General features: G+C 29.4%; 19 protein-coding genes. 17 read left to right on the top strand and 2 right to left on the bottom strand.

The annotated features are described in order from the left end of the window. The first annotated feature begins 11 nt into the window (after nucleotides 1-11). From ABGT36_RS12875 to ABGT36_RS12850, 6 genes are all read left to right on the top strand, one after another. Nucleotides 12-386 (top strand): YbaN family protein, encoded by a 375-nt coding sequence (locus ABGT36_RS12875; RefSeq protein WP_087298627.1) that lies wholly within the window; start codon nucleotides 12-14, stop codon nucleotides 384-386. Then, a complete protein-coding gene (locus tag ABGT36_RS12870) occupies nucleotides 379-2112 on the top strand; it encodes an ABC transporter ATP-binding protein/permease (RefSeq protein WP_346678329.1) in 1734 nt (577 codons plus the stop codon). Before ABGT36_RS12875 ends, ABGT36_RS12870 begins: the two co-directional genes overlap by 8 nt. Next, nucleotides 2099-3745 carry an ABC transporter ATP-binding protein gene (locus ABGT36_RS12865; protein WP_346678327.1) on the top strand — a complete coding sequence of 549 codons (1647 nt, stop codon included), beginning with the start codon at nucleotides 2099-2101 and terminating at the stop codon, nucleotides 3743-3745. Before ABGT36_RS12870 ends, ABGT36_RS12865 begins: the two co-directional genes overlap by 14 nt. Then, nucleotides 3746-4036 carry a nitrous oxide-stimulated promoter family protein gene (locus tag ABGT36_RS12860; protein ID WP_087298624.1) on the top strand — a complete coding sequence of 97 codons (291 nt, stop codon included), beginning with the start codon at nucleotides 3746-3748 and terminating at the stop codon, nucleotides 4034-4036. 202 nt (nucleotides 4037-4238) lie between these two features. Further along, the gene (locus ABGT36_RS12855; RefSeq protein ID WP_346678325.1) at nucleotides 4239-4733 is read left to right on the top strand and encodes a GNAT family N-acetyltransferase; all 495 of its coding nucleotides are present in this window, start codon (nucleotides 4239-4241) and stop codon (nucleotides 4731-4733) included. Nucleotides 4734-4826: 93 nt separating this feature from the next. Continuing rightward, nucleotides 4827-6050 carry a PrsW family glutamic-type intramembrane protease gene (locus tag ABGT36_RS12850; protein WP_087298622.1) on the top strand — a complete coding sequence of 408 codons (1224 nt, stop codon included), beginning with the start codon at nucleotides 4827-4829 and terminating at the stop codon, nucleotides 6048-6050. Between the two features lie 16 nt (nucleotides 6051-6066). On the opposite strand, the gene ABGT36_RS12845 is transcribed toward ABGT36_RS12850, so the two are convergent. Then, nucleotides 6067-6657: a putative immunity protein gene (locus tag ABGT36_RS12845; RefSeq protein ID WP_346678324.1), complete on the bottom strand. Its 591-nt coding sequence runs from the start codon at nucleotides 6655-6657 to the stop codon at nucleotides 6067-6069. A 640-nt stretch (nucleotides 6658-7297) separates the two neighbouring features. Between ABGT36_RS12845 and ABGT36_RS12840 the strand changes: the two genes are divergently transcribed. From ABGT36_RS12840 to ABGT36_RS12790, 11 genes are all read left to right on the top strand, one after another. Further along, nucleotides 7298-9010 (top strand): PP2C family protein-serine/threonine phosphatase, encoded by a 1713-nt coding sequence (locus tag ABGT36_RS12840; RefSeq protein WP_346678322.1) that lies wholly within the window; start codon nucleotides 7298-7300, stop codon nucleotides 9008-9010. 148 nt (nucleotides 9011-9158) lie between these two features. Further along, nucleotides 9159-10403 (top strand): tRNA lysidine(34) synthetase TilS, encoded by a 1245-nt coding sequence (gene tilS, locus ABGT36_RS12835; RefSeq protein WP_346678320.1) that lies wholly within the window; start codon nucleotides 9159-9161, stop codon nucleotides 10401-10403. 21 nt (nucleotides 10404-10424) lie between these two features. After that, on the top strand, nucleotides 10425-10955 hold the full coding sequence (gene hpt, locus ABGT36_RS12830) for a hypoxanthine phosphoribosyltransferase (RefSeq protein WP_239404264.1): 531 nt from the start codon (nucleotides 10425-10427) through the stop codon (nucleotides 10953-10955). 9 nt (nucleotides 10956-10964) lie between these two features. After that, nucleotides 10965-12917 (top strand): ATP-dependent zinc metalloprotease FtsH, encoded by a 1953-nt coding sequence (gene ftsH, locus ABGT36_RS12825; RefSeq protein ID WP_087298619.1) that lies wholly within the window; start codon nucleotides 10965-10967, stop codon nucleotides 12915-12917. 143 nt (nucleotides 12918-13060) lie between these two features. Further along, nucleotides 13061-13930, top strand: coding sequence for an Hsp33 family molecular chaperone HslO (gene hslO, locus ABGT36_RS12820; RefSeq protein ID WP_300081017.1), 870 nt, complete (start codon nucleotides 13061-13063; stop codon nucleotides 13928-13930). Nucleotides 13931-14086: 156 nt separating this feature from the next. Beyond that, the gene (locus ABGT36_RS12815) at nucleotides 14087-14548 is read left to right on the top strand and encodes a DUF1307 domain-containing protein (protein WP_308697474.1); all 462 of its coding nucleotides are present in this window, start codon (nucleotides 14087-14089) and stop codon (nucleotides 14546-14548) included. Nucleotides 14549-14610: 62 nt separating this feature from the next. Continuing rightward, nucleotides 14611-15279: a DUF1307 domain-containing protein gene (locus ABGT36_RS12810; RefSeq protein WP_239404263.1), complete on the top strand. Its 669-nt coding sequence runs from the start codon at nucleotides 14611-14613 to the stop codon at nucleotides 15277-15279. A gap of 213 nt (nucleotides 15280-15492) precedes the next feature. Continuing rightward, the gene (dusB, locus tag ABGT36_RS12805; RefSeq protein WP_300627484.1) at nucleotides 15493-16473 is read left to right on the top strand and encodes a tRNA dihydrouridine synthase DusB; all 981 of its coding nucleotides are present in this window, start codon (nucleotides 15493-15495) and stop codon (nucleotides 16471-16473) included. Nucleotides 16474-16521: 48 nt separating this feature from the next. Then, nucleotides 16522-17382, top strand: coding sequence for a bifunctional methylenetetrahydrofolate dehydrogenase/methenyltetrahydrofolate cyclohydrolase FolD (folD, locus tag ABGT36_RS12800; RefSeq protein WP_087298615.1), 861 nt, complete (start codon nucleotides 16522-16524; stop codon nucleotides 17380-17382). Next, the gene (locus ABGT36_RS12795; RefSeq protein WP_204215235.1) at nucleotides 17360-17554 is read left to right on the top strand and encodes a DUF951 domain-containing protein; all 195 of its coding nucleotides are present in this window, start codon (nucleotides 17360-17362) and stop codon (nucleotides 17552-17554) included. Before folD ends, ABGT36_RS12795 begins: the two co-directional genes overlap by 23 nt. Before the next feature lie 203 nt (nucleotides 17555-17757). Then, a complete protein-coding gene (locus tag ABGT36_RS12790; protein ID WP_346678315.1) occupies nucleotides 17758-19296 on the top strand; it encodes an LTA synthase family protein in 1539 nt (512 codons plus the stop codon). An 8-nt stretch (nucleotides 19297-19304) separates the two neighbouring features. Here ABGT36_RS12790 and ABGT36_RS12785 read toward each other — a convergent pair whose 3' ends face one another. Then, nucleotides 19305-19793: a hypothetical protein gene (locus tag ABGT36_RS12785; protein ID WP_087372474.1), complete on the bottom strand. Its 489-nt coding sequence runs from the start codon at nucleotides 19791-19793 to the stop codon at nucleotides 19305-19307. Nucleotides 19794-19950: the final 157 nt, after the last annotated feature.

The following is a 19950-nucleotide window of genomic DNA, read 5'->3' as shown; positions in this document are numbered from 1 at the left end:
AGGAGAGAAAGATGAGATATTTATATTTTGGATTAGGAATAGTATTTATGGCATTAGGGATGATTGGAGTAGCTTTACCAATCTTACCAACAACACCTTTTTTATTAGTAGCTTTGTTCTTTTTTACCAAAAGTTCGAAACGAGCTAAGGAGTGGTTTGAAGGAACTAAATTATATCAAAATCATTTAAATGATTTTGTTACAAGTAGAAAAATGACATTGAAAACAAAGGTTATGTTATTAAGCTTTGCAAGTACAATGCTATTAATAGCTTTTTTAATGATGAGTAATATTTATGGAAGGATAACAATTGTTTTATTAGTGATATTTAAATATTATTATTTTATTTTTCGCATTGAAACAATTAAAGAGTTAAGAAATGATTAATAAAAAATTAGTTAGTTATTTAAAAGAAGATAAAAAATATGTATATTTACAGGTTTTAATGCAATGGTTAGCATTGCTATCTCAAATAATTATTGTTGCTATTATGGCAAATATGATTAATGAGCTATTTATTGACCAAAAAATAAATAATCTTGCAATCCAGGTAATTATAATCATTATATTGATTTTTGTTAAAGGATATTTTGGTAGACAGGCTACAATGTATTCTTTTAAAGCCGCTAAAAATATTAAAGGAAAATTACGAGTTGCTGTATATAAAAAGATCTTAGCACTTAATAATCATTATAGTGAAGTATTAAGTATGGCCTCATTAACACAATTGATGAGTGAGGGTGTTGAACAGTTAGAAACATATTTTGGTAAATATCTACCACAGTTTTTTTATAGTATGTTAGCACCGATAACTTTATTTATAGTATTGTGTCAGGTTGATTTTAAAGCAGCCTTGGTTTTATTTATTTGTGTTCCTTTGATTCCGATATCAATTGTTTTAGTACAAAAGTTTGCTAAAAGACTATTAAGCAAATATTGGGGTTTATATGGAAACTTAGCAGAAAGATTTTTAGATAATGTTAGTGGTTTAACAACACTTAAAGGTTATTGTGGCGATGCTAGTAAGCATCAGGAAATGAATGAAGAAGCTCAGCGTTTTCGTAGTATTACGATGAAGGTATTAGTAATGCAATTAAATTCGATTAGTATTATGGATTTAGTAGCTTATGGTGGAGCTGCTTTAGGAATAATTTTTTCATTGCTTAGTTATTATGATAACAAAATTGATTTAGGACAAACGTTTATGATGATCATGTTATCAGCTGAATTTTTTATTCCGCTTAGACTATTAGGTTCATTTTTCCATATTGCTATGAATGGAAATGCGGCTAGTGAAAAAATCTTTAAATTATTAGATACACCAGTTAGTGATAATAAAACATTGGCACTTGGAAAAATTAATGAGATTGAACTTTCTAATTTAACTTTTGCATACAAGCAAGATAATGTACTTGAAAATATCAATTTAAAAATAAATGAACCAGGAATTTATGGAGTAGTGGGAAGTTCAGGTAGTGGTAAAAGTACGATTGCAAAACTATTACTAGGATATTTTGATCATTACCAAGGTAGTTTAACTTATAATGGTCTACAAGTAAAAAAAATTAATCATCATGATTTGATGAAGCAGATAACATTGGTTGAACACAATCCATATATTTTTGCGGGAACAGTGCGTTCTAATTTATTAGATGGCAACTGTTATGCCAGTGATGAACAATTGATGGCAGTATTAGAGAAAGTAAATCTTTTAAATTATTTCAAAGAGCTAGATGGATTAGATAGTGAAATTGAAGAAAGAGGAAATAATTTATCTGGTGGTCAAAAGCAGCGTTTAAGTATTGCTCGGGCCCTATTGCATGATAGTGGTGTTTATATATTTGATGAAGCAACTTCAAATATTGATATTGAAAGTGAAGAAATTATTATGCAGGTTATTGAAGCAATGAAAAAAGATAAAATAGTTATTTTAATCAGTCATCGTCTTGCCAATGTTGTTAATTGTAAATGTAATTATGTTTTTAGTCACGGTAAATTAATTGGAAATGGTAGTCATGATCAATTGATGCAAGAAAATCAGGAATATCATCAGTTAGTTAAGACCCAACAGGAAATTGAAAATTATGGAGGTAAAACGAGTGAAAAGGCGTAGTAATTTAAAAGTTGTAATTAGCTTGATTGCCTTAGTAAAATCAATGCTATTAATAATGTTATTAGCAATATTTTTAGGAGTGTTGGGATACTTAGCAGCAATCTTTTTAACTGTTATTGCTGGTCAGATAATTATTAAAATAATTAATCATCAGGCGTTTACTAGTTTATTTTACCTGCTGGTTATTTGTGGTATTTCAAGAGGTTTTCTACGTTATGGTGAACAATGGTGTAATCATTTTATTGCTTTTAAATTACTAGCAATGATTAGAGATATTGTTTTTGCTAAACTAAGAAAATTAGCGCCGGCTAAGTTAGACGGTAAAGATCATGGTAATTTAGTAGCGATGATTACTAGTGATGTTGAGTTATTAGAGGTATTTTACGCTCATACAATATCGCCAGTTATGATTGCTTTGATTGTTTCTTTAATAATGATCTTTTATCTTGGTAGTTTTCATATTTTATTAGCTTTATTGGGTTTAGTTGCCTATGTAGTTATTGGAATTGTTATACCAATGATTGTTGGAAAGGCTTCTGGAGATAAAGGATTAGAGTATCGTAATGATTATGGGAAATATACTAGTTATGTTTTAGAATCAATTCATGGTTTACGAATTGTTGATCAATTCTCTCGTGGTAAAAAACGCTTAGAAGATATTGATCGTAAAAGTGAGATGCTTAATTATCAAAATGAGGATTTGAAAAAATTAGAAGGTAATTTTAAAATGCTTAGTGATATTTGTGTAAGTATCTTCTCTTTACTGATGTTAATATTAGCTTATTATTTATATAGTCAAAATATGATTACTTTTGATGCTGTTATTTTAAGCACGATTGCTTTAATGTCGTCTTTTGGACCGGTTTTAGCACTATCTTCATTAGCGCATAATTTAGTTATTACTTTTGCAAGTGGTAATCGTGTTTTAGATTTATTAGAAGAAAAACCACAAGTTGAAGAAGTAGTAGACGGTTATAAAGGGGGCTTAGGTGATATTGAAATTAAAAATTTATCGTTTAGTTATCAAGATGAAAAAATCTTAGATAATATTAATTTAACTATTAAGCCTGGCGAAATCATTGGGATTGAAGGAAAAAGTGGTAGTGGTAAAACGACATTATTAAAACTTATAATGCGTTTTTATGATCCAAGTGCGGGTGAAATTTTGATTGATCATCACAATATTAAAGAGTGGAATAGTGAAGCATTAACTAAGTTAATGAGCTATGTAACTCAAGATACTTATATTTTTAATGATAGTATTAAAAATAACATTAAATTAGGAAAAGAAGCTAGTGATCAGGAAGTAATTGAAGCATGTAAAAAAGCCAACTTACATGAATTTATTATAACTTTAAAAGATGGTTATGATACGATGATCGGTAGTCTTTATCAATCACTTTCTGGAGGACAGTTACAAAGATTAGCCTTAGCTAGAGCATTTTTACATGATACACCATTAATTTTGTTAGATGAACCAACAAGTAATTTAGATAGTTTAAATGAAGCTTTGGTTTTAAAAGCTTTAAGTAATAACAGTGCTGGAAAGACGATTATAATGGTTAGTCATCGACCATCATCATTAAAAATTTGTAATCGTATTATTAAAATAGAAAGTGGAAGACAAAGTTAAATGACAATAGAACAAGAAAAAAAGTTAATTACAATAATGATTGAAATATATGAAAAAGGACATGGTGAAGATCTTTCAACACTAAAAGAATATGCTTATAAGCGAATTGATCATTGCCCTCGTAAAGAAGAAAAAACATTTTGTTCAAGTTGTCCTATTCATTGTTATGCTCCTGTTTATCGTCAACAAATTAAAATGGTCATGAAATATGCGGGACCTAGAATGATCTATAAACATCCAGTTATTGCAATTAAGCATATGATAAATACAATTAAAACTAAAATAAAGTAATCTAGTAGTTAAAAAGAGATTTCGAGAATTGTGCAATCTATCAGCAAATAAGAAATCTCTTTTTTATTAATTAGATGAAATTTGATAAAAAGATTGATTAACAGATATTTCTTTAATTATTTATAAGTTGTCTAATAAACAGTATAAACTAATTGTATTAGTTAAAATGTTGGTGTATGATAAAAGAGAATGGAGTGACTTGATGGAAGCGGTAGAAACACAACGGTTATTGATACGGGAATTACAATTAGATGATGCTAAAAGAATGAGTGAATATCGAAATAAAAAAGAAGTAGCTTTTTATCAATCATGGTGGCGTTATCCATATAAAAAAGCAGTGAAAAGAATAGAGTATTGTCTTGAACATCCTTTTAATGGTGATATTGGCAGTTATCAGTTAGCAATAATTTTAAAAGAAACTAATGAAATGATAGGAGATTTCTATTTAGATGTAATGGATTCTTCTTGTGTTACAATTGGATATACGTTTGATAGTTTATACTGGGATCATGGTTATGCGACTGAGACATTAAAGAAAATATTAAAGATTTTGAAAGATGAATATCATTTTCAATTTGTTTTTGCCCATGTATACGATGATAATTATCGTTCAATTCGTTTGTTGAAGAGATTTGATTTTAAACAATATGACAGTTCTCGAATATTAGGGGATATTAGTTTTAAATTAGAATTATAATATTATAACATCAGTTAAAAACTGGTGTTTTTTTGTAAAATAATACATGAATGTGCTATAATAAAATAAATTTTAGGTAAAAGAGGCGGATTTATGGAAAAGAGATGTCAAAATTGCGGTCAACCAATTGACCCAAACGCTCGGTTTTGCAGATATTGTGGACATGAAAATGTAGTTGAAGAAAAAAAGGTTCAATATTGCTTTAGATGTGGAAAGCCATATACTGGCAATGTTGCATTTTGCTCTGGTTGTGGAGCAAGATTAAACAACTATCCAAATAACAATGGGGAGAATATTTTAAAAAAAGGGTTAGACAATTTTACTTCTACAATTAATAGCATGACAGGAGAGCAAGGAAAAGTAGAAATTAAATTGAAAGAGTTGTTTTCAGAGGTATTTAAAAAACACACTGTTGAAGAACGCGAAGAAATGTTTATCAGTGGTACTAAGTATACAACTCCAAGAGAATCACAAATGGTTTCTAGCTGGCCTAAACCATGGCTATATTCTCGAGTGTTTATTATGTTTTTAATTGTCTTTATTGCTTTGTTTGTAATGGTCAATAATTTTTATAATACTAATGCTATTCCAGGGGCGATTTTTATTGGTGCCTTAATGGTTCCATTTTCAGCATTAATATTTTTCTGGGAAGTGAATGTCCCTAGAAATATTAGTATTTTTGACGTTATTACGATGTTTTTTGTTGGTGGTGCTTTATCACTTATCTGTACATTGATTTTATATGAAATAATTAGAGTTGAACAATTAGATTACTTAGGTGCAATTTTAGTTGGAATTGTTGAAGAAGTAGGAAAAATTGCAGTAGTAGTTTTTTATGTATCACGTAAAAATACTAAATATATTTTAAATGGTATGCTTATTGGTGCCTGTGTTGGGGCTGGCTTTGCGGTATTTGAAACTGCTGGTTATGCATTTAATGCTTTTGTTGGTAGTGGTGGCCAAGCAAGTGTAATGTTGGATATTTTGTGGTTACGTTCAATTTTATCATTTGGATGCCATATTACTTGGACAGCAATTGCTGGCGTTGGTTTGATCGTAGCTAAAAAAGAAGAGCAATTAAATAGCAACCATATTTTAAATGGTCAGTTCTTAAAATTCTTATTGTTGGCGATTGTTTTACATGCAATTTGGGATATGCCAATAACATTTGGAAGTGAAATTTATTTAGTTCAATGGGTATTGACATTTATTGCAATTGTAACAGTCCTAGTTTTATTAAATGCTGGATTACGGCAAGTTTCTCAATATGCAAAACTAGCTAGAGAAAAAGAGTTACAAGAAATAAAAAATCAATAAAAATAAAGAAAAAGAATTATTTATCAGCTTTTTTGTTAGCGATAAATAATTCTTTATTTATTTTATTATCATTAAGTAAAAATGAGGCCCAAGGACCTGAGTAATTATCAATTTCATTTTCCCATAATTTTAATGTATTTATATATTGTTCGATTTTATTACAAGCAGCAGCTTCAAAATTATCAATTCCTAATTCTAAAACTAATGCGGTTAAATCATAAAATACAAAACCAATAGCATGGGTTTCAACATGAACGCTAGAACAAGCTTGCCCGATTGCATGACATAAAGCAATATCGATAGGATCATCGATTTCTTTAGCAACCTTATGACAGTCTAAAATTGCTTTTTTAGCAATAGGCATTTTTATTTTACCCATTGCCCATCTAGTTGATTGAACAATAGCATTATTAAATCTTTCTTCATCAGGGTAACGCTTGTTTAAAATATCGGCGGTTTGATTAGCCCACTGTAATATCCACATAACAATTGTTCGATGTTTTTGTTTACAAATTAAAGCTATCAGTTCTTGTAAGCAAAGACTTTCACGTGAAAATAGAATTTTATTTTTTCGTCGATATTTTGCTTTTACATCATCAAAATTCATTTTTTTAACCACCTTTACTTATAATAGATATAGTATAACATCTTATCATTCTTTTTCATAACAACAATATAAATATATTTTATTGATAATTAAAAAAATGACAAATTATTTAACAACCACTCTTTATAATCTTGTTTATGAGGTGAATGAAATGGATTTGACAGTATCGAAGGCAAAAGAAAAAATAAAGAGTAATAAATTGACGTATCTATCAATCTTTGGACTGACCCTCCTTCTAGGTTTAGTAAAAATATACGATACATCACTTTGTTTTGTCCTGCCCATGCTAGTAATATCTTTTGCGTGTGGATATCCTAGTATAATTGCATATATGATAGCAATAGCCCTAATATCATATTTGACAAACGATAATTACATGTTATTGATAGTCTCCCTTACTAGTGTCGTTTTAATGCAAGTGATGATGTATCTAAAATTTATCAAAAGTAAATATTTAGCCCTGATAATTGCTTTGGTAAGTTTAATCTTTCTATATATATATCAGTATAGTTATATTGAAATGTTAGTTATATTATCCTTTACTATCTTACATAGCTTACTTTACCTAGAAGTAATCCCTCTCTTTGTCCATAATACGATAGAGGTTTATACAAACAAAAGAATGATGATTTTATCAGTAATGATAATGTTAGCTATTACTTCTTTAATTGAAGTTAATCAAGTTTATACAATGATATTATTAAGATTTTATTTATTACTTAGTGTTTATTATCTAGGTATAAATAATACAATGCCCACAATTTTATATATATCAATTGTCTTGATGTTTATGAATTCTTTATTAAAAGATGAGATATTATCATTAATCCTTCCCTTTAGTATATTCTTTATGTATAAACCGGAAAATAAGTTAATATGTTCAACAGAGTATTTGTTAAGTCATTTAATATTGCCGTTTTTTATTACCTATGATTATTTTTATCATAGCTTTGTTATTGTTGTCAGTGCAGCGTTGTTTCTATTTATTCCAAGTTTTAAGAAAAAGCCAAAAGTACTAAGCGAGGAGTATAAAAATGTAACTAGTCGCAATAAACTGATTCAAAAAGCCAATACATTCGCCTCTTTGTTTAAACAATTAACTGATATTTTTCAAGAAGCTAATCGTGATGTAAATATTGGTGAGTTTGTGGGATATGTCTATGAAGATGTATGCAGTCGTTGTCCTAGTAGGGATTTATGTTTTTATCGTGATGGAAATGTAAGTAGATTAGGTAAGCTGATCAATAAGGGATTTAAAAGTAGTTATAGTGAAGATGATTTAAAATATATTGAACAAAATTGCATTAATCCTGACCGGTTTATAAGCGCTGTTAATGAATATAAAGAAAGTTATGATAAGATCAAAAGAATTAATCAGGAAAACTTTCATTTAAAAAAAGATTTATTTTATGAATTTTCATTGTTAAGTGATGTTTTTAATAATTTTAGTAGTTCATTAGAACAAACACCATTAAGTGATGATAGTTTAAAAGAACATTTATTAGGCTATCAATTTAATATTACATATTTATATCGTCATCAAATATCGATGCATTGTTATACTTTAGAAATTGGGTTGATGGATATTAGTAAAGAAGAAGTTGTTGAAGAATTGATTCCAATTATTGAAGGATATTTAAATGAAAAACTAGAGGTGGTATCGATTAAAGATACTATGCATTATCTAGGTTACACATCTTTAATTTTAAAACATCAGCAAAATTATTCTTTACAATATGGGATCCAGCAATATTCTTTAGAACCAATGTATTGTGGTGATTCTTTTAGTGTATTTCATCAAAATAATATGCATTATTTAGCTTTAAGTGATGGTATGGGTCAAGGTAAAGTAGCTGCTAGTGAAAGTAAGTTAACGTTGGAAGTTTTATCAAAGCTGATATTAAATGGCATTGGTTTGAAAGATACTATTGATTCGGTTAATTCGTTATTAAAAATAAAAAATCGTAATGATGTTTTTACAACATTAGATTTATGTAATATTAATCTTGCAAATGCTAGAATGAAAATGATTAAATATGGCGCTAATCCAAGTTATCATATTAGAGGTAGCGTGGTAGAAAAAATTACATCTCATACTTTACCGGTGGGAGTAGTATCTAAGTTAAAAATGGTTAGTTATGAAATGCCATTATTTAATAATGATCTGATTATTATGTCTAGTGATGGTGCTGGGAGTAATTTTGAAAAAATTATATCTGATAATATAGCATTATTAGAAAATAAGCATCCTCAAGAAATAGCTACTTACTTAATGGATCAGGTTTTAAATGAAAATAATTTAGATGATATTAGTATAATTGTAATTAAAGTTATTGAAAATGAGGTAGAGTGAAGTGATATTTATTATTGCTTTGAATAATGGTAAAAAAGTTTGGACTTGATAGTTCAGACTTTTTTATATATAGGAAATAAAGTCGAAAAAATTATCTGTTATTAAAATGATAATTTGATATAATGGTAAAGATAATTGAGGTGAAATAATGGATAATTTTAAACGCTTATTATCTAAAGAAAAAAAATATATAGTTGGGGTATCTGGTGGTTGTGATTCAATGGCGTTACTGGATATGTTACGAGTTGCTAAGTATCGTTTAGTAGTCTGTCATGTTAATTATCATTTACGTCATGATAGTGATTTAGATCAAAAAAATGTTTGTGAATATTGTAAAAAGAATCAGATTCCTTTATTTGTTAAAGAAATAGATCCAGCTAATTATGGAAAAGAAAATTTTCAAGAACAAGCTCGGATTTTAAGATATCGTTTTTACTATGAAATAGCTAGTAAGTATCAAACTAATGAAGTTATTTTAGCGCATCATCTTGATGATGTAATTGAAACAATCGTGATGCAAGTACGCCGTAATAATACTCGTGGTTATTTAGGAATCAAAGAAATTAGTAATGTCTTTAATTTAAAGGTTATTAGACCATGTTTAAATGTAAAAAAGGAATTTTTACGTAATTATTGTCATGAACATAATGTTGCATACCGTGATGATTATACTAATTTTGAAACAGAATTTACCCGTGATTATGTTAGAAATGTTGTTTTAAAAGATTATGATGATAAAAAGGTGGATAAACTATTAAAATGGGCCGATAAGCATAATAAAGATTATTTAAACCAATATCAAGATATTCAAAAATATCTAATGATTTATCATCAACAAGAGAAAATTGATTATACGACTATTCCTGATGAGTTATTAGAAAAATTTATTTATGAAGTTGTAAAAGAAAAAGTATATCCGCCATTAATTAGTGAAACCTTAATTAAGGAAATAATTAAACAGATTAAAAGTTCTAAGCCAAATATTGATATGTCATTACCCGTTAATATTAGGTTCATAAAAGAGTATAATAATATACGTGTTGCCAACATAGATAGCGAACAAGGTTATCGTTTTCAATATGATCATTTGCAATTTGATTATCAACAGTATTTTTATTTAAGTGGAGAAGGTCATTTAAATGAAGGTATTTATGTAGATGATCATGAATTTCCGATTGTAATTAGAACAGTACTTCCTGGTGATGTTATTGTTACTGCAGGAGGAACCAAAAAAGTAGCTCGGTTATTTATTGATAACAAAATACCTAAACAGCAAAGAAAAATTTGGCCAGTTGTAGAAAATAACCAAGGTGAGATTATTTTGGTTCCTCATCTTGCAAAAAATATTAGGTATTTATATTTAAAACCTAATTTATATGTGGTAAAATTATGAACATGACTAGGAGTGGAAAAGATGCATAAGGATATAAAAGAAATATTAATAAGTGGCGAAGAAATTAGTGCTAAATGCCAGGAACTGGCAAAACAAATTAATGAAGATTACCAAGGTAAAGAAGTTATCCTGGTAGGATTATTAAAGGGATCAATTCCTTTTTTAGCTGAACTATCAAAATATTTAGATTGTGATGTTCGTTTTGACTATATGTCTGTTAGCAGCTATGATGGTGTTGAGTCAAAAACATTGGTAGTTAAACAAGATTTAAAAGAAGATGTTAGAGGTAAAAATATCTTGATTGTAGAAGATATTTTAGATACAGGTAAAACATTATTCAACGTTAAAGAAATGCTCTTGAAGCGTGAGGCCAATAGTGTTAAGATTGTTACCATGTTAGATAAAGAAGAGGGACGTGTTTTTAACATGAAGGCTGATTATGCAGGGTTTAAGATCCCTAACGCATTTGTAGTTGGATATGGTTTAGATTTTAATGAAAAATATCGTCAATTACCATATGTTGGAATATTAAAAGAGGAATGCTATAAGTAAGGAGAGTATATGAGTAAAAAGAATGGATTAATAAAATCGATTCTTCCGTGGATTGTAGTGTTATGTTTGATTGGCGGTTTTGTTACTTTTATGAATCAAGGTAACAATCAAGAAATTAAATATAATGAATTCGTGGAAGTTATTCAAAATGAGGACGTTAAAGAAGTCGAAATTGTACCATCATCTTTAGTTGTAGATGTTTCTGGTTCTTATGAAACTAAAAAAGATGGTAAAAAAGAAACTGTTGAATTTACAACAACGATTCCAAATACTGAAACTGAAATCCAATCATTAACTTCATTATTGAGTGAAAAGGATATTGAAACTACAGTTGTTGATGCTAATGATCAAGGAATGTTTTTACGAGTAATTTTAAGTATCTTACCTTATGTTTTATTACTTGGAGGTATGTATTTAATCTTCAAGATGATGGGACAAGGTGGTGGAAATGCTAAAGCATTTGACTTTGGAAATTCTCGTGCTAAGTTAGAAAAAAATTCTAAAACTCGTTTCAGTGATGTAGCTGGAGCTGATGAGGAAAAAGAAGAATTACAAGAATTGGTTGAATTCTTGAAAAATCCGAAAAAATTTGCTCAAATGGGAGCAAGAATTCCTAAGGGTGTTTTATTAGTAGGTCCACCAGGAACAGGTAAAACATTATTAGCAAGAGCTGTATCTGGTGAAGCTAGTGTACCATTCTATTCAATTTCTGGTTCTGAATTCGTAGAAATGTTTGTCGGTGTTGGGGCTGGACGTGTTCGTGACATGTTTAAAAAAGCTAAACAAACGGCACCATGTATTATCTTTATCGATGAAATTGATGCCGTTGGACGTCAAAGAGGAACTGGAATGGGTGGAGGACATGACGAAAGAGAACAAACCCTTAACCAGTTATTAGTTGAAATGGATGGATTTAGCGGAAATGAAGGAATTATCATTTTAGCGGCAACTAACCGTGCTGATGTTTTAGATCCAGCTCTGTTACGTCCAGGTCGTTTTGACCGTCAAATTCAAGTTGCAAATCCTGATAAAAATGCTCGTGCTGAAATTTTAAAAGTTCATGCTCGTAACAAAAAATTTGCACCTGATGTTGATTTTAAAAATATTGCTCAAAGAACACCAGGGTTCTCTGGAGCTGAATTAGAAAATGTTTTAAATGAAGCAGCTTTATTAGCAGTACGTGAAAATCATAAAGTCATTTCAATGGCGGATATTGATGAGGCGGTTGACCGTGTTATGGGTGGACCAGCTAAAAAATCACGTAAGTATACAGAAAAAGAACGTCGTTTGGTAGCTTACCATGAAGCAGGTCATGCGGTAATTGGTTTAACATTAGAAGATGCTAATAAAGTACAAAAAGTAACTATTATTCCTCGTGGTCAAGCGGGTGGATATAACTTGATGACACCTAAAGAAGAAACTTATTTCCAAACTAAAACACAATTAGAAGCTAATATTGCTGGTTTTATGGGTGGACGTGTAGCTGAAGAAATTTTCTTTGGTGATGTAAGTTCTGGTGCTCATAACGATATTGAACAAGCAACAAGAATTGCTAGATTAATGGTTACTGAATTAGGTATGTCAGAATTAGGACCTATTAAATATGATTCTGGTCAAGGAAATGTATTCTTAGGTCGTGATTATACACAACATAACAATTCACATTCTGGACAAATTGCTTATGAAATTGATGTTCAAGTTCGTAAGATTATTGATGAATGTTATGATAAAGCTAAAGAAATCATTTTAGCCAATAAAGATAAATTATCTATTATTGCTGAAGCTTTATTAGAACACGAAACTTTAGCTGGTGAACAAATTGAAGCATTGTTCAATACAGGAAAAATGTTAGATCGTCATAATGGTAGTGATGATATTGAAGTGGATGATAATGTTACACCATCTTCACCAAATCAAACTTCATTTGATGACGTAGATGATTTATTAGATGATATGAAATAAAAGCGCTAGTCGCTTTTTTTCATATTAAAAAGAGGTAATAATTAATGAACAGACGTAAAAAAATATTTATATATTTTATTATTTTATGTATGTTAATACCGATGATTTTATCATCGGTTGCGATATTTTTATAAGGAGACAATATGAAAGATTATTTAGTTAGAGGAATTGTTAATAGCAAAAATTGTCGTGTGTTTGCTTGTCAAACAACAAATTTGCTTGAAGAAGCTAGAAAACATCATAATTTTTGGCCAACAGCTTCTGCTGCTATGGGAAGGATGATGTCAGCAACTTTAATGATGGCCAAAATGAATAAAAATGAAGAAAAAATGACAGTTGTTATCAACGGTGGTGGACCAATTGGAACAATGATGTGTGTTACTAAAGGTGATGGCAAAATTAAAGGATTTGTTGCTAATCCAGAAGTTCATTATACTTATAATGATACTGGAAAACTTGCAGTAGGAGTAGCAGTCGGAAATCAAGGAACGTTACAAGTTATTAGAGATATGGGATTAAAGGAACCTTTTACTGGCTCAGTCCCTTTACAAACTGGTGAAATTGGTGATGACTTTAGTTATTATTTTGCTGTAAGTGAACAAACTCCTTCTGTAGTATCAGTTGGTGTTTTAGTTAATGATACTAATGAAATTTTATCATCAGGTGGTTTTATTATTCAGTTATTACCAGAAGCAACTGAAGAAGATATAGCATATATTGAAGAAGCGGTGAAAAACTGTCCACCTGTTTCTAAATTAATTAATGAGGGAAAAACACCGGAAGAAATATTAAAATTATTGTTTAGTGATGTTGAAATAACAGAACATCAGGATTTATTCTTTGAATGTGATTGTTCTAAAGAAAAAATGGCATCAGCATTAATTACAGTTGGTAAAGATGAATTACAAGCAATGATTGATGAAGATCATGGGGCGCAGTTATGTTGTCAATTTTGTAATGCAAAATATGATTTTAGTGAAAATGAATTAAAAGAACTGTTAAATAAGATTTAAAAGAAGGCAAGTGCCTTCTTTTTTGTACTATAAATCAAATAAATCTGTGATTATTTGCGTTAAAAAATCGTTAAATAATGGTAAAAGTATATTATTTAATGTAAAAAAATGTTATTATTAAAGTATAATATAACACATAAGAAATGAGGGAAAAGAATGAAAAAGTTATTTTTTGTATTTTTATTTGCTACTATGATTACTGGATGTGGTGGCAGTGAAAAAACTACTACTGTTTGTAAAGGGAATATCGATGAATTAACTACTAATACAACAACGATTGAATCTAGTGACGATCAAGTAGAAATTATGAGAGCAGAAGTTGTATATGATGTTACTGATTATGTAACAGATACATTTCCTATTGAATATTGGGAATCACAGCTAAAATCTATTAACGTTGATTATGACTCATTAGATGGTGTAACTGCTAAATGGGATGTTGATGATACTATCATTACTTTAAACGTTGAAATTGATTATACTAAAGCAGATTTTGATCAATTAGCAGATGCTGGTGTAATTACTACAAGTGGTGGGGAAGATGAGATAACATATATTTCACTTGAACAAACAATTAAAGAACAAGAAAATGCAGGACTTACATGTAAAGAACAATAAAAAATATAATAATATAAAAGAGAAAGCACGGTCTTTCTCTTTTTGTAAAAGGAGTATTGATGATGAAATGTAAAAAGTGTGGTTTTGAGGTATCTGAAAATGACTTGTTTTGCGCTAATTGTGGCGCTAAAGTCGAAATTGAACCTAATAAAAAGCCTAATAATAAAATGAAATTAATAATTGCAGCTATTGTTGTTGTAATTTGTGCTGGTGGAATTGGCTTTTTTTTAATGAACAATAATAATGATGAAGATAAAGCTAATAATAAAGAAGTTGTATCTAATCAAGAAGAAGATAATGACAAAGATGATAGTAAATCAGATGACGAAGACGAAAGTTTAGTTATCTGCCAAGGGAATCTTGATGAAATAACTACTAATACGACAACTATTGAGGCAACTAATGATAAAGTAAATGTTATGAAAGCAGAAGTTGTTTATGATGTAACTAATTATGTAAGTGATCAATATTCAATTGATTATTGGCTATCTCAATTGAAATCAATTAATGTCGATTATAATTCATTGCAAGGAGCTAGTGCATCTTGGGATGTTAATGGGACTATAATTACAATGAATGTAGAAATTGATTATGATAAAGCAGATTTTGATGAACTACTTGCAGCGGGTGTTCTTACATCAACTGATGAAAGTAAAAAGATTGTTTATGTTTCATTAGATGAAACAATAAAACAACAGGAAAATAGTGGTCTTGTATGTAAAAAACAATAATAAAAAGAAAGGCGGGGGAAGCCTTTCTTTTTAATTGTTGAAAACCAACATATTTAGGAATATAACTAACTAGATAACTTACATCTATTTTTGGGGAGGAAAATAGCGGGGAAAGTAAGTTACCTATTGATATTATGGTTAAAGATAAATATTTTATACATTTATATTTATTTTTCTTTCAAATATTGTTAAGATAACCGTTGAGGTGGAGAAATGTTTAAAATAGGAAATATAGAAATCGAAAATCCTGTCGTTATGGCACCAATGGCTGGAATTACAAATATGGCTTTTCGACGTATTATTAAAGAGTTTGGTGCAGGATTAGTTTATTCTGAAATGGTCAGTGATAAAGCATTATGTTATGGGAATAATAAAACAATTGAGATGTTACAAATTGATGAAAATGAACATCCTGTAAGTATTCAATTATTTGGTGGTGAGGTAGCAACAATGGTTCAAGCTGCTAAATTTATTGATGAACATTCTAATTGTGATATTATTGATATTAATATGGGGTGCCCAGTTAATAAAGTATTAAAGGCAGATGCTGGAAGTAAACTGTTATTATATCCAGATAAAATATATGAAATTGTAAAAGGAATCGTTGAAAATGTCTCTAAACCAGTTACTGTTAAAATAAGAAGTGGATTTGATCATGATCATATTAATGCGGTTGAAGTAGCAAAATTAATCGAAAAAGCTGGAGCTAGTGCGATTGCGATTCATGGTAGAACTCGTTCACAAATGTATGAAGGTAAAGCAGATTGGGATATTATTAGGCAAGTAAAAGAAGCGGTGAATATTCCTGTAATTGGAAATGGTGATATTCGCAGTGTTGAAGATGCAAAAAGAATGTTTGAGCAAACTAATGTTGATGCAATCATGGTAGGAAGAGCTGCTTTAGGGAATCCTTGGCTGATTAAACAAATAGTAGAATCGTTGAAAACTGGTGAGGTTTTACCAGAACCAACTTATCAAGAAAAGATTGCCCAGTGTTTGGCTCATGGGCGTCGTTTAATGGAAATTGAACCAGAAAAAATTGCGATGTTTCAAATGAGAGGACATGCTCCATGGTATATTAAAGGTCTTAAATCTTCAGCACGTGTAAAAAATGAATTATCAAAAATTGATACTTTTGAACAATTGGAACATATTTTAAAAGAATATAAAGAATATCTCGATACTTGCAACTAGTAGTTATTTTGGTATAATGGTGAGTAATAATCAAAGGGGGTTATTCATATGATTATTGATGGGAAAGAAATTTCAGCAAATATTAAAGAAAAATTAAAAGATGAAGTAGACAAGATCAAGGAAACATATTCACGGGTTCCTAAATTAGCAGTTATTTTAATAGGGGATAATCAAGCTAGTCAAACTTATGTAAGAAATAAAGAACGTGCTTGTAAATATATCGGAATTGATTCGTTAATGTATAAACATGATAGTTCTTTTAGTGAAGATGAATTGTTGTTGGAAATTGAAAAATTAAATTGTGATGATAGTGTAGATGGAATTTTAATCCAATTACCATTACCGGATCATATTGATGAACAACGAGTTATTGAAGCTATTGATCCTGATAAAGATGTTGATGGTTTTCATCCAATCAACATATCTAAATTATTTTTAGGAAAGCATAGTTTAGTTCCTTGTACGCCAAAAGGAATGATGGTTTTGTTAGAAGAAATTAATTATAATCTAGACGGTAAAGAAGTTGTTGTTGTTGGACGAAGTAATATTGTAGGCAAACCTGTGAGTTTACTTTGTTTACATCACAACGCTACGGTAACAATAGCTCATAGTAAAACTAAAAACTTAAAAGAAGTATGTAAACGAGCAGATGTGTTAATAGCAGCTGTGGGCAAAGCTAAATTTTTTAATCATGAATATGTTAAAGATGGTGCTGTTGTCTTAGATGTTGGTATTAATCGTGATGAAAATAATAGGTTATGTGGCGATGTTGATTTTGAAGATGTTAAAGATATTGTTCATGGTATAACACCGGTTCCTGGTGGAATTGGACCAATGACGATTACAATGTTAATGAAAAATACGATTGAAGCATTTTATTTAAGGAATGGTGGAAAAAATGGAATATAAATTAAATGATATAGTAGAAATGAAAAAGCCGCATCCTTGCAAAAAATCAATGCAATGGCAAATTATTAGAATGGGTGCTGATATTAAAATAAAATGTTTAGGTTGTGGAGCGGTAGTAATGTTATCACGTCGTGATTTTGAAAAAAAATTAAAGAAAGTAATTGGTCAATAATATGGATGAGGATGAAATTATTGATGATGATTTAGATAATATTATAGACGTTTATTGGCACGAAAGTGCCTTTTTGTTTATATTCAGTTAATATTTCGCGAATAGTATGAATTATGTTAAAGTGTGTTATCTTACACATATATTTTGTTTTCGTCATATTGCTATGTTACAATGGGTAGAAATAATACAGAGGACTGGTATAAATGTTAAAAAGATTATTAGAATTAGTTACTGTTGAAGAGACAGTAGGAGCAATATTGCTATTTTTAGCGGTATTGATTATTGCTTCGATAAGATGGGGAAATCTTACTTTTTCGGTTAAAACATTAAATCAAATGATTTTTCATGCTAAAGTCCCGATGGATGGTACTGATGATGGAATTTATGCAGATTGGTTTATTCATACTGTTCCTGGCAGCCTTGTAATAACTTTTGCTATTGGCTGGACGCTTTTTCATTTGCCGATTGAAGGATTAAATTTATATCTTCATGAAAATCTAATTACGATTGGGATTTTTGCTGTTGTTTTAGCTTTATTTTATGCGATTTATAATTATCAAATTATTAGTTATGTGTTTGATATGGTCAAAAAGAGTGATTTATATGAGAAATACTATGTTGATCCTAGATATGTAAATATTACGTTTCCTGATAAAAAAAGAAATTTAATTCATTTATATTTAGAATCAGTAGAAACATCATATATGTCTAAAGAATCTGGTGGGGCTCAAAAAGAATCTTATATGCCAGAATTAGAGGTTTTAGCAAATGATAACATAAATTTCTCACATCAAGATAAACTAGGTGGAAGTTATACATTAGAGGGTACTCAATGGACTATTGCATCAATGGTAGCACAAGAATCCGGAATACCATTATTATTGCCGATTACTGCTAAATCATATGATAACGATTCTAGTTTTTTAAGTGGTGTTTATACTATTGGAGAAGTATTAGAAGATAATGGATATGTTAATGAGTTTATTTGTGGTTCTGATGCTGATTTTGGAGGTACCTCTAATTTTTATAAACAGCATGGTAATTATATAATTCGTGATTATAAAAGTTTTGTTGAAAGCGGAGAGATTCCAAAAGACTATTTTGTATTTTGGGGAATTGAAGATGCAAAATTATTTGAGTTTGCTAAAAAAGATATAACCAATTTAGCTAATGGAAGTCAGCCGTTTAATATTTCTATTACTACAATTGACACTCATACTCCTGATGGTTATTTGTGTAGTCAATGTCAAAAGAATCATAAAAATCAATACGCTAATGTAATTGAATGTCAATCTAAGCAGGTTAATGAATTTATTAATTGGTGTAAAAAACAAAGCTGGTATGAAAATACAACGATTGTAATTACTGGTGATCATAATAGTATGTCTGAAAAGTTTTTTAAACATTTAGATCATGACTATATTAGAACACCTTATAATTGTATTATTAATAGTCCGATTTCAAGTGAATATTGTAAAAATAGAAAATTTTCAGTTATTGATTTATATCCAACGATGTTAGCAGCGTTAGGGGCAAAAATTGATGGTGATCAATTAGGTTTAGGCGTGAATTTATTCTCTGGTAAAAAAACTTTAATTGAAAGATTTGGTTTTAAAAAGATCAATCAGGAAGTAAAGAAACGTTCGGAGTTATACCGCTGTTATTTAGCTGGTGAACAAAAAGATGTTATTAAAAAAAGAAAATGGCATGAACGCCAAAAGAATTATAAAAGGGATACTTAACGTATCCCTTAACGTGTTTTTTGTAATGCTTTTTTTAATTTGAAATCATCAACAAAGCGTATATTTGTTTCATATGATTTTTGTCCATAAATAAAACGTAATTTTGTTTCTTTAGGATAAGTAACTCTTTTGATACGACGGTAATCAAGTTTTACGCGTCCAATCATCATTTGACGTTGTCCAACAAAGATAATTTGTTGAAACAAATAACAGAAAATAATTGTTCCGATTGTTAAAATATTTAATGGTGCATAAAGATCATTGATATCATTAAGAATAGCTAACACCATTAAAGAAACGCAAGTTACAAATAAAATCAAATATAAGATCAATAACGCTATATAAAAGTATTTACCAGTATCACTTAGACACAAAGATAATGTATGATCATTTTTCTTGGCCCGATACAAAGTAACTGCGTATGAGATATTAGTATAAGTAAACCATAGTAGTGCCAAGAATACCAAAATAGGTAAAACAGCAAAAATATTATCCATTAATTATACTCCTTCTTTCAATAATATTATTATACTAGAAAATTAGTAATAAGCCTATATAAAATTTATTAAAAATAGCAAAAAAACACATAAAAATGGAAAAATGATTAAAAAAATAACTCTATAATTACTATTTTTTATAAAAAACACTTCATTG

Source organism: Erysipelatoclostridium sp. An173, from assembly GCF_963931465.1.
Lineage (GTDB): Bacteria > Bacillota_I > Bacilli_A > Erysipelotrichales > Coprobacillaceae > Thomasclavelia > Thomasclavelia merdavium.
The sequence above is the reverse complement of the archived record's forward strand: the minus strand, read 5'-3'. Positions and strand labels throughout refer to the sequence as shown.